Raw genomic sequence first — 9,408 nt, forward strand, 5'->3', positions numbered from 1 at the left:
CTGCGTCGCTGACGCAGGGGCCGTGAATCGGCAGCCGGCAAATCAGCTACCGCTGCGGATCAGATGATCGAAGGCTGACAACGATGCCGTCGCCCCCGCCCCCATGGCGATGATGATCTGCTTGTAGGGTACCGTCGTGCAGTCGCCGGCGGCAAAGACGCCGGGCACGCTGGTCTGCCCCTTGGCGTCGATCTCGATTTCGCCGAAACGGCTCAGGTCAACCGTCCCCTTCAACCAATCGGTCGCCGGCAACAGGCCGATCTGGACGAAGATGCCCTCCAGCTCGACGTGCTTCTCCTCGCCCGAAACGCGGTCCTTGTAGGTGATGCCGTTGACCTTCTGGCCGTCACCGGTGACTTCGGTGGTCTGTGCCGACTTGATCACGGTGACGTTGGGCAGGCTATAGAGCTTCTTCTGCAGCACGGCGTCGGCACGCAGCGTGTCGGCGAATTCGAGCAAGGTGACGTGGGCGACGATGCCGGCCAGGTCGATGGCCGCTTCAACGCCCGAGTTGCCGCCGCCGATCACGGCGACGCGCTTGCCCTTGAACAGCGGGCCGTCGCAGTGCGGGCAGAAGCAGACGCCCTTGGCCTTGTATTCCTTCTCGCCGGGCACGTTCATCTCGCGCCAGCGGGCGCCGGTGGCGATGATCACCGACTTCGACTTGAGCGCCGCGCCGTTTTCCAGTTGCACCTCGACCAGACCGCCCTCCTCGGCCGCCGGCACCAGCTTCGCCGCGCGCTGCAGGTTCATGATATCGACGTCGTAGGCCTTGACGTGTTCTTCCAGCGCCATGGCGAGCTTCGGTCCTTCGGTTTCCTTGACCGAGATGAAGTTCTCGATGCCCAGCGTGTCCATCACCTGGCCGCCGAAGCGCTCGGCGACGACGCCGGTGCGAATGCCCTTGCGTGCGGCGTAGATCGCCGCCGCCGCCCCGGCCGGCCCGCCGCCGACGACGAGCACGTCGAACGCTGCCTTGGCGGCGATTTCCTCCGCTGCGCGGGCTGCAGCACCGGTATCGACCTTGGCCAGGATCTCCTCGATCGTCATCCGGCCCTGGCCGAATTCGGCGCCGTCCAGGAAGACGGTCGGCACTGCCATGATCTGCCGCGCCTCGACCTCGCCCTGAAACAGCGCACCGTCGATCATCGTGCTGGTCACGTTGGGGTTGAGTGCCGCCATCAGGTTGAGCGCCTGGATGACGTCCGGGCAGTTGTGACAGGACAGCGAGATGAAAGTCTCGAAATCGAAATGGCCGGACAGACCCTTGATCTGGTCGATCACCGCCTGGTCGACTTTGGGCGGGTAGCCGCCGACCTGGAGCAGGGCCAGTACCAGCGAGGTGAATTCATGCCCCATCGGCAGCCCGGCAAAACGGATGCGGGCGGTTTCGCCGGGAACGGCGACGCCGAAGGACGGGATGCGGGCATGCGCTTCCTCGCGCAGGCTGACCTTGGCCGAACAGTCGAGAATGTCGTTGAGCAAGGCGCGCATTTCCTGCGACTTGGCGTCGTCGCCCAAAGCGGCAACGATTTCGATCGGCCGCTGCAAGCGTTCGAGATAAGCCTTGAGTTGTTCCTTGATGGCACTGTCGAGCATGGTTTTCTCCCTGTTTGCGATGTTGGATTGCACTGGAATGCCGCGCCCACCGCGGCAGTCCGCTGCAATCCGCCGGGCGGACGGCCCGGCGGTGAGGGTTCGCTTGCTTAGATCTTGCCGACCAGGTCGAGCGACGGCTTCAGGGTTTCGGCGCCTTCCTGCCACTTGGCCGGGCAGACTTCGCCCGGGTGCGAGGCGACGTACTGGGCGGCCTTGACCTTGCGCAGCAGTTCGGAGGCGTCACGGCCGATGCCCAGGTCGTGGATTTCGGCGACCTTGATCTCGCCTTCCGGATTGACGACGAAGGTGCCGCGCAGCGCCAGACCTTCCGATTCGATCATGACGTCGAAGTTGCGGGTGACGGTGCCGGTCGGGTCGCCGAGCATGACGTACTTGATCTTCCTGATCGTGTCGGAAGCGTCGGCCCAGGCCTTGTGCGTGAAGTGGGTGTCGGTCGAGACGGAATAGACTTCGACGCCCAGCTTCTGGAATTCGGGGTACAGATCGGCCATGTCGCCGAGTTCGGTCGGGCAGACGAAGGTGAAGTCGGCCGGGTAGAAGAAGAAGATCGACCACTTGCCCTTCAGGTCGGCATCGGACACGGTGATGAACTTGCCGTCCTGGTAGGCCTGGACGACGAAAGGCTTGATCTTGCTGTTGATGATGGACATGTTTTTCTCCTGAGTGGGTTGGGTGATTGGCTGCGACGGAATGAATCATAAAAAAGCCGAACCAATCAATCCAATTGATTAAACAAATCCGATCAATGAGGCATGACTATCGAATCCGTCCGCGCTGCCGCAAATCGAGCAGACGGCGATACAGGGTCCGCTCCGAGATACCCAATTGCTCGGCCAGCATCTTGCGGCTGCCGCCATGGCTTTCAAGCAGGCGCTCCAGATCGTCAATGATCGCCGGTCGCGGTGCTACTGCTTCGCCGGCGGCACCGAACCTGGCCTGGGCCAGCCCGGGCAGATGTTCGACCTGGATTTCCTCGCCATCGCAAAGCAGGCAAGCCCGCTCCAGGATATTGCGCAACTCGCGCACGTTGCCCGGGTAGCGATAGCCGGCCAGCCAGCCCCGGGCCGCCCGCGACAGCGTCAGTGGCCGCCCGTTGGCCAGCCTGGCGAGCAGGGCTTCGGCCAGAAGCAGGATGTCTTCGCCGCGCTCGCGCAGCGGCGGCAGGAAGATGGGAAAGATGTTGAGCCGGAAATAGAGGTCCTGGCGGAAGGTGCCGGCCTCGACCATGTCGGCGAGCGGCCGGTGGGTGGCTGAGACGATGCGGATTTCCGCCTTGCGCAGCTCCGGCGAACCGACCCGCCGGTAGGTGCCCGTCTCCAGCAGGCGCAGCAGCTTGACCTGGATCGACAGCGGAATGTCCCCCACCTCGTCGAGGAACAAGGTGCCGCCGGCAGCGGCCTCGACCAGCCCGGTCTTGCGTGCCGAAGCGCCGGTAAAAGCGCCCCGCTCGTGCCCGAACAACTCACTCTCGAACAGGGTTTCCGGCAAACCGGAACAGTCGACGGCGACGAAAGGCTGCTCCGCCCGCTTGCTCATCCGGTGAATGGCGCCGGCAACCAGCTCCTTGCCAGTCCCCGATTCGCCTTGCAGCAACACCGCCGCCTCCGACGGCGCGACCCGGGCGACCATTTCCATCATGTGCAGGAAAGGCGGCGAACGTCCGATCAGGCCCTGCCCATGCGCCTGGCTGCGCGCCCCCGGCAGGGGTTCGAGTTTCTCGATGTAATAGACGATTTCGCCGCTCTCGGCGCGAATCGGTGACAGCTCGATATTCTCGAAAGTCTCGCCGTCCGGCGTGTGATGCAGATGCAGGACCCGCTCGCGCTGGCCCGAATGCAGACTGCGCTGCAGCGGGCAGAACTCGCCGGCTTCGTTGCATGGCACTTCGTAGCCATGGGAAACCTCGTAACACTTGCGCCCGACCACCTCGCGCTGGTCGGTCCAGGCGTTCCGATAGGCATCGTTGGCGGCGATGATCCGGTTCTCACGGTCGCACAGGATGTGCGGTTCGGGCAGGGTTTCCAGGAAAGAAATCAGTTCGCTGAGCATTGCCGCTTCCAGTCACCATGGGGTAGAGCAATTCTGCCATCAACTGCCATTACTGTCTGCCATTTAACTGCCAAATGGCAGTCGACAGCCTTCGGCGCTTTACAAGACATTAAAATAAAAATTAAATTTCAGATACTTAGCTCGAACCAACTGAGAGCAACCGGCTGGCACGCGTCTTGATAAGTAAATGCTGTTCTAGCTTCTGCTGTCCTTCCTCCGCACTCTCGCGGAAACGATCGTCCGCAGGCTGATCCCAGAGACGGGCCAGGGTCCGTCATTCGATCATTGCATCACAAGGAGAAACCGATGCTCAGTGAGCAGCTCGTCGACCTGTCCCGGTTACAGTTCGCGATCACCGCCCTGTACCACTTCCTGTTCGTGCCCCTGACCCTCGGCATGACCTGGATTCTCGTCATCATGGAAGCCAGTTACGTGATGACCGGCAAAACCATCTACAAGGACATGACCCGTTTCTGGGGCAAGTTGTTCGGGATCAACTTCGCGCTCGGGGTCACCACCGGCATCACGATGGAGTTCCAGTTCGGCACCAACTGGGCCTATTACTCGCACTACGTCGGCGACGTCTTCGGTGCGCCGCTGGCGATCGAAGGGCTGATGGCCTTCTTCCTCGAATCGACGCTGATCGGCCTGTTCTTCTTCGGCTGGGACCGCCTGTCGCGCCGCCAGCATCTGATGGTCACCATCTTCATGGCGATCGGCACCAACCTGTCGGCACTGTGGATCCTGATCGCCAACGGCTGGATGCAGAATCCGGTCGGCGCCGAGTTCAGCTACGTGACCATGCGCATGGAAATGGTCGATTTCTGGGCCGTGCTGTTCAACCCGGATGCCCAGGCCAAGTTCGTCCATACCGTATCGGCCGGTTACACCACCGGTGCCATCTTCGTCCTCGCCATCTCCTCCTTCTACCTGCTGCGCGGCCGCGACGTCGAGTTCGCCAAGAAGAGCTTCCGTGTCGCCGCCGCCTTCGGCTTTGCTTCCGTCTGCTCGGTCATCGTGCTCGGCGACGAAGCCGGCTACAGCATCGGCGAAGCGCAGCAGACCAAACTCGCGGCAATGGAGGCGATGTGGGAAACCGAACCGGCACCGGCCGGCTTCAACCTGATCGCCATCCCCAACGAGAAGGAAATGAAGAACGACTTCGCAATCGAGATTCCCTGGGTCATGGGCATCATCGGCACGCGCTCGCTGGACAAGCAGATCCCCGGCATCAAGGAAATCCGCGAAACCAACCGCCAGCGCATCCTTTCCGGCCAGATCGCCGTCACCGCGCTGGAAGCCCTGCGCCAGAACCCGGCCGACGCTGCAACGCGAGCCCAGCTCGACCAGCACGTCAAGGATCTGGGCTTTGGCCTCCTGCTCAAGAAGTACGTCAGCGACGTGCGTCAGGCAACGCCGGAAATGATCGACAAGGCCGTTTCCGACACCATCCCGTCGGTCGCCCCGATGTTCTGGACTTTCCGCATCATGGTCGCCTTCGGCTTCCTGATGCTGGCGCTGTTCGGCCTCGCTCTGTGGTATTCGGTCAAGGGCACTTTCGCCGAAAAACCCTGGCTGCTGCGCTGGGCCCTGTGGATGCTGCCGGTCCCGTGGCTGGCCTGCGAAATGGGCTGGTTCGTCGCCGAATACGGCCGTCAGCCCTGGACCATCTACGGCGTCCTGCCCACCCACCTGTCGGTTTCCAATCTGTCGGTGGCCAGCATCTATGGCTCGCTCGCCGGTTTCGTCGGTTTCTACACCGTGCTGCTGATCGTCGAGATGTACCTGATGGTGCGCTTCGCCAAGCAAGGACCGGGCAGTCTCGGCACCGGCCGCTACGCCAATGAAATCGCCCACGAACCTGCTCACGCCTGAGGAACAAGCATGATCTTCGACTATCCAACCCTGAAACTCATCTGGTGGCTGCTGGTCGGCGTGCTGCTGGTCGGCTTCGCCATCATGGACGGCCACGACATGGGCGTCGGCACCCTGCTCCCCTTCGTCGCCAAGGACGACGTCGAGCGCCGCGTCGTCATCAATACCGTCGGCCCGCACTGGGACGGCAACCAGGTCTGGTTCATCACCGGCGGCGGCGCCATCTTCGCCGCCTGGCCGCTGGTCTACGCGACCGCCTTCTCGGGCTTCTACTGGGCGATGCTGGCCGTGCTCTGGGCGCTGTTCTTCCGTCCGGTCGGCTTCGACTACCGGAGCAAGATCGCCAACCCGACCTGGCGCAAGACCTGGGACTGGGGCCTGTTCGTCGGCGGTGCCGTGCCGCCGCTGATCTTCGGCGTCGCCTTCGGCAACCTGTTCCAGGGTGTCCCCTTCCACTTCGAGAGCAACCTGATGCCGATCTACACTGGCAGCTTCTGGGGCTTGCTCAATCCGTTCGCGCTGCTCTGCGGCATCGTATCGACGGCGATGATCACCTTCCAGGGCGCCACCTACCTGATGCACCGCACCGAAGGCGACGTCTACCGCCGCACGCAGATCGCCATGCTTGCCTTCGGCGCCCTGCTGCTGGTCACCTTCTCGGCCGCCGGCGTCTGGCTGTGGCTGGGCATCGACGGCTACGCCATCGCCTCCACCGTCGATCCGGCCGCGCTGCCCAATCCGCTGGACAAGGAAGTGGTCCGCCAGGCCGGCGCCTGGCTAGCCAACTACGACAAGTATCCGCTGACCATGGCACTGCCCGCGCTGGCCTATGCCGGCACGCTGGCCGCCATGCTGCTGGCGGTCAACGGCGCGACGCTGGCCGCCTTCGTCGCCTCGTCGCTGGCCATCGTCGGCGTCATCGGTACCGCCGGTGTCTCGCTGTTCCCCTTCGTGATGCCGTCGTCGACCGACCTGCGCTCCGGTCTCACTGTCTGGGACAGCGTTTCCAGCCAGCTGACACTGAACATCATGCTCTGGGCCACCCTGATCTTCATGCCGCTCATCATTGCCTACACCAGCTGGGCATACAAGGTGATGGCCGGCAAGGTCACTGCCGCCTACATCCGCGAAAACGACCACGCTGCCTACTGAGGAAAACGCCATGACCACTTGTACCTGCCAGGGAACATCCTTCACCGTCTGCGACAGCCCGGCCCGTCGCCAGTGGATCATGGCAACGGCCGGCGCTGGCGGCGCACTGACGCTGACCGCCATCGTCCCCTTCGTGAGCAGTCTGATGCCTTCGGAACGGGCGCTGGCGGCCGGCGCGCCGGTCGAGGTCGACATCGGCAAGCTGGCCCCCGGCAACATGATGGTTGTCGAGTGGCGCGGCAAACCGGTATGGATCCTCAACCGGACGCCGGAAATGCTGGCCGCGCTGAAAAAGGCTGAGCCGATGCTGGCCGACCCGGCCTCCGAGGTCACGACGCAACAACCGGCCTACGCCGCCAACGAGACCCGCTCGCGGGTCCCGGAAATGCTGGTTGCCGTCGGCATCTGCACCCATCTCGGCTGCTCGCCGTCGGCCGCCTTCACCCCCGGCGATCCGGCGCTCGGCGCCGACTGGCCAGGCGGCTTCCTCTGCCCCTGCCACGGCTCGACCTTCGACTTTGCCGGCCGCGTTTTCAAGAACAAGCCGGCCCCAACCAACCTGGAAATTCCGCCGCACCAGTATCTGACGGACAGCCGTCTGATCATCGGCAGCGACGAATTCGACAAGACCTGAAAGGAAACATCATGTGGTATTTCGCCTGGGTACTCGGCATCGGCTTCGCCGTGCTGCTCGCCATCCTCAACACCCTGTGGGGCGACTACGAGGAAAACCGCGCGCAAGACGAAGCAGCCTCGCGCTCCGAGACTGCTTGAAGCGGTCTCCCCGCCGTAATCATCGAGGAAACGACATGCAAATCGCCATCACCAGCCAGAATCGCAAAACGATTACCGAACATGCCGGCAAATGCCGCAAATTCTGGATTTACGACATCAACCAGGAACAAATCGCCGAACGGCGACTGGTCGAACTACCGATCGAACAAAGCTTTCACGCCAGCCATGGTCTGCCGGAAGCACTCACAGGCGTCGAAGTCCTGATCAGCCGCGGCATGGGCGGCAATCTGTATCAACGACTCATCAGCTTGGGCATCCAGCCCCTGCTCACCGATAGCGAAGATCCGGACCAAGCCATTGCCGATTTCCTGAGCGGCAAACTGGAAACCCACTCCCTGGAGGACGGCTGTCACGAGCACGAGCATGAGCACAGCCACCATCATCACCAGCATTGCCACGGCAAATGACTTCAGCGTGGACTGGCGCTGGAAGACGCCTTCCCGCTCTGCTAACATCCACGATGTCATGCCATTGGCAAGCCACTTCTTTCAACACCTAGCGGATCATCTCCCTGACATGAAACAAACCCTGCTCAACGACAAATACCCCGTTTTCGTCGCCGAAATCGCCAAGAACGAAACCACCTTCCAGTCGGTTCCGGCGCTGGTCGAATATTACAAGGCCAAGATCGCCGAAAACCCGAAAGTCCAGTTCATTGGTGTCTTCGACCACCTCGCCCACACCACCAAAATCGGCGGCGAGATCATGAGCGGCCTGCAGGCCGCCGTCGACGTCATCTTCTGCTTCGGCTTCGCCCTGCCCAATCCGCAGGTCCTTGCCGTGCGTCCCCGCTCGATCGGCATCGCCGACCTCGGCGACAAGTTCGTCATCAGCTTCATGGAAGCCCCCATGGCGCCAGCCAACCAGGCCATGGAAGCCTGGACCCTGGCGCTGCGCAACGTAGGCTGACTCCGAGTACCACCTCCGCAACACGCTTCGCCCGGCCTCGCGCCGGGCTTTTTTTCGCCTGCGAAAAAATCGCCCGACAGCTGTACAAATCAACAGTATTGCTTTACGCTTCAACCACTGTTCGTTTATCCAGTTACCGCATCGGGAGCAATTCATGAAACAGCTGCAAAAATGGTTCGACATCCTCGCCGGCATTTCCGAAGCCGAACGTCACCGGCAAGCGCTGGCCCAAGCCATCTTCAACCATGCCGGCCCGGACCTCAGCGCGCTGGCGACACCGGCATGCTGGCGTCGTGCCAGCCACGTGCGCTCCGGCCGGCGCTGACGTATTTCCCCCCCACGATGGCAGCCGCGCTTGCAAAGCCGACGGCAAGCTGCGGCATAATGGCGCTCCGAAACGACCCGGCAGTCGCCGTTAACAGGGGGAAAGCACAGATGAAGGCCATCGATATCGACGAAACCATTCGGCTTCATGTCAAATGGCGGCGGCAATTCCTGAATGCCTTCGCCGGTGGCAACTACGTCGATATGCCGCTTTCCGACCATCGCGCCTGCCACCTGCTGGGCTGCAAGGAAAGCGGCCTGCCGGCCGAGGTCGTCGCCGTGCACCAGCGTTTCCATGCCTTGGCCGACGAGATTGTCGAACTCAGCCAGAACGGACTCGGCGACTCCGCCGACCTGCTGCTGCCCGAACTCAACGAAGCCGCCCACCAGTTCGCGGCGGCGCTCGACCAGCTACGCTAGCTTCAGGCGCCACGCGGCAAGCAGGATCCAGGCCGCGAACAGGGCGCAGAAACAAAGCACGCCTGCCAGCAACGGACGCTCGCGCCCCGGCAGCAGGCTGACCACCAGACGGCGTGGCGCCCGGGTGAGCAGTTCGAACAGGCGGTAGATCATGTTCTCCTGGCGCCGCTCACCGGCCAGCAGGGCCATTGCCGCAAGGCCGAGCAGGCTGAGGCCCAGCATCTCGATCACGGCGCGCAAGGCGCCGATCAGGAACAACAACAC

Annotated in this window: 12 protein-coding genes; 8 read left to right on the forward strand and 4 right to left on the reverse strand. The window is 62.7% G+C overall.

Annotated features, from left to right (window positions below):
- Positions 1 to 42 precede the first annotated feature (42 nt).
- From ahpF to ACLIIZ_RS03970, 3 genes are all read right to left on the reverse strand, one after another.
- Entirely contained in the window at positions 43 to 1,599 is a 1,557-nt protein-coding gene (gene ahpF / locus ACLIIZ_RS03960) for an alkyl hydroperoxide reductase subunit F (RefSeq protein ID WP_416690895.1), read from the reverse strand.
- A 107-nt stretch (positions 1,600 to 1,706) separates the two neighbouring features.
- Entirely contained in the window at positions 1,707 to 2,270 is a 564-nt protein-coding gene (gene ahpC, locus ACLIIZ_RS03965) for an alkyl hydroperoxide reductase subunit C (RefSeq protein WP_416690896.1), read from the reverse strand.
- A gap of 106 nt (positions 2,271 to 2,376) precedes the next feature.
- On the reverse strand, positions 2,377 to 3,669 hold the full coding sequence (locus tag ACLIIZ_RS03970) for a sigma-54 interaction domain-containing protein (protein WP_416690897.1): 1,293 nt from the start codon (positions 3,667 to 3,669) through the stop codon (positions 2,377 to 2,379).
- Positions 3,670 to 3,975: 306 nt separating this feature from the next.
- On the opposite strand from ACLIIZ_RS03970, the gene ACLIIZ_RS03975 reads away from it, so the two are divergent.
- The 8 genes from ACLIIZ_RS03975 (at position 3,976) to ACLIIZ_RS04010 (ending at position 9,144) form a co-directional block, all read left to right on the forward strand.
- Entirely contained in the window at positions 3,976 to 5,544 is a 1,569-nt protein-coding gene (locus ACLIIZ_RS03975; protein WP_416690898.1) for a cytochrome ubiquinol oxidase subunit I, read from the forward strand.
- Positions 5,545 to 5,553: 9 nt separating this feature from the next.
- Complete coding sequence (gene cydB / locus ACLIIZ_RS03980; protein WP_416690899.1) at positions 5,554 to 6,696, forward strand: cytochrome d ubiquinol oxidase subunit II; 1,143 nt, start codon at positions 5,554 to 5,556, stop codon at positions 6,694 to 6,696.
- A 10-nt stretch (positions 6,697 to 6,706) separates the two neighbouring features.
- Positions 6,707 to 7,330: a ubiquinol-cytochrome c reductase iron-sulfur subunit gene (gene petA / locus ACLIIZ_RS03985; RefSeq protein ID WP_416690900.1), complete on the forward strand. Its 624-nt coding sequence runs from the start codon at positions 6,707 to 6,709 to the stop codon at positions 7,328 to 7,330.
- An 11-nt stretch (positions 7,331 to 7,341) separates the two neighbouring features.
- On the forward strand, positions 7,342 to 7,470 hold the full coding sequence (gene cydX / locus ACLIIZ_RS03990) for a cytochrome bd-I oxidase subunit CydX (protein ID WP_416690901.1): 129 nt from the start codon (positions 7,342 to 7,344) through the stop codon (positions 7,468 to 7,470).
- 35 nt (positions 7,471 to 7,505) lie between these two features.
- Positions 7,506 to 7,898 (forward strand): NifB/NifX family molybdenum-iron cluster-binding protein, encoded by a 393-nt coding sequence (locus tag ACLIIZ_RS03995; RefSeq protein WP_416690902.1) that lies wholly within the window; start codon positions 7,506 to 7,508, stop codon positions 7,896 to 7,898.
- Between the two features lie 109 nt (positions 7,899 to 8,007).
- Complete coding sequence (locus tag ACLIIZ_RS04000; RefSeq protein ID WP_416690903.1) at positions 8,008 to 8,400, forward strand: DUF6858 family protein; 393 nt, start codon at positions 8,008 to 8,010, stop codon at positions 8,398 to 8,400.
- A gap of 154 nt (positions 8,401 to 8,554) precedes the next feature.
- Positions 8,555 to 8,725 carry a hypothetical protein gene (locus tag ACLIIZ_RS04005; RefSeq protein WP_416690904.1) on the forward strand — a complete coding sequence of 57 codons (171 nt, stop codon included), beginning with the start codon at positions 8,555 to 8,557 and terminating at the stop codon, positions 8,723 to 8,725.
- Positions 8,726 to 8,835: 110 nt separating this feature from the next.
- Positions 8,836 to 9,144, forward strand: coding sequence for a CZB domain-containing protein (locus tag ACLIIZ_RS04010; RefSeq protein WP_416690905.1), 309 nt, complete (start codon positions 8,836 to 8,838; stop codon positions 9,142 to 9,144).
- On the opposite strand, the gene ACLIIZ_RS04015 is transcribed toward ACLIIZ_RS04010, so the two are convergent.
- On the reverse strand, positions 9,136 to 9,408 hold the full coding sequence (locus ACLIIZ_RS04015; RefSeq protein WP_416690906.1) for a hypothetical protein: 273 nt from the start codon (positions 9,406 to 9,408) through the stop codon (positions 9,136 to 9,138). The genes ACLIIZ_RS04010 and ACLIIZ_RS04015 overlap by 9 nt on opposite strands.

It is taken from the genome of Azonexus caeni (assembly GCF_048146105.1).
Taxonomy (GTDB): Bacteria; Pseudomonadota; Gammaproteobacteria; order Burkholderiales; family Rhodocyclaceae; genus Azonexus; species Azonexus aromaticus_B.

Coding starts and splice junctions, on each gene's coding strand:
- ahpF (WP_416690895.1), bottom strand. CDS start 1,599: ATGCTCGACAGTGCCATCAAGGAACAACTCAAGGCTTATCTCGAACGC.
- ahpC (WP_416690896.1), bottom strand. CDS start 2,270: ATGTCCATCATCAACAGCAAGATCAAGCCTTTCGTCGTCCAGGCCTAC.
- ACLIIZ_RS03970 (WP_416690897.1), bottom strand. CDS start 3,669: ATGCTCAGCGAACTGATTTCTTTCCTGGAAACCCTGCCCGAACCGCAC.
- ACLIIZ_RS03975 (WP_416690898.1), top strand. CDS start 3,976: ATGCTCAGTGAGCAGCTCGTCGACCTGTCCCGGTTACAGTTCGCGATC.
- cydB (WP_416690899.1), top strand. CDS start 5,554: ATGATCTTCGACTATCCAACCCTGAAACTCATCTGGTGGCTGCTGGTC.
- petA (WP_416690900.1), top strand. CDS start 6,707: ATGACCACTTGTACCTGCCAGGGAACATCCTTCACCGTCTGCGACAGC.
- cydX (WP_416690901.1), top strand. CDS start 7,342: ATGTGGTATTTCGCCTGGGTACTCGGCATCGGCTTCGCCGTGCTGCTC.
- ACLIIZ_RS03995 (WP_416690902.1), top strand. CDS start 7,506: ATGCAAATCGCCATCACCAGCCAGAATCGCAAAACGATTACCGAACAT.
- ACLIIZ_RS04000 (WP_416690903.1), top strand. CDS start 8,008: ATGAAACAAACCCTGCTCAACGACAAATACCCCGTTTTCGTCGCCGAA.
- ACLIIZ_RS04005 (WP_416690904.1), top strand. CDS start 8,555: ATGAAACAGCTGCAAAAATGGTTCGACATCCTCGCCGGCATTTCCGAA.
- ACLIIZ_RS04010 (WP_416690905.1), top strand. CDS start 8,836: ATGAAGGCCATCGATATCGACGAAACCATTCGGCTTCATGTCAAATGG.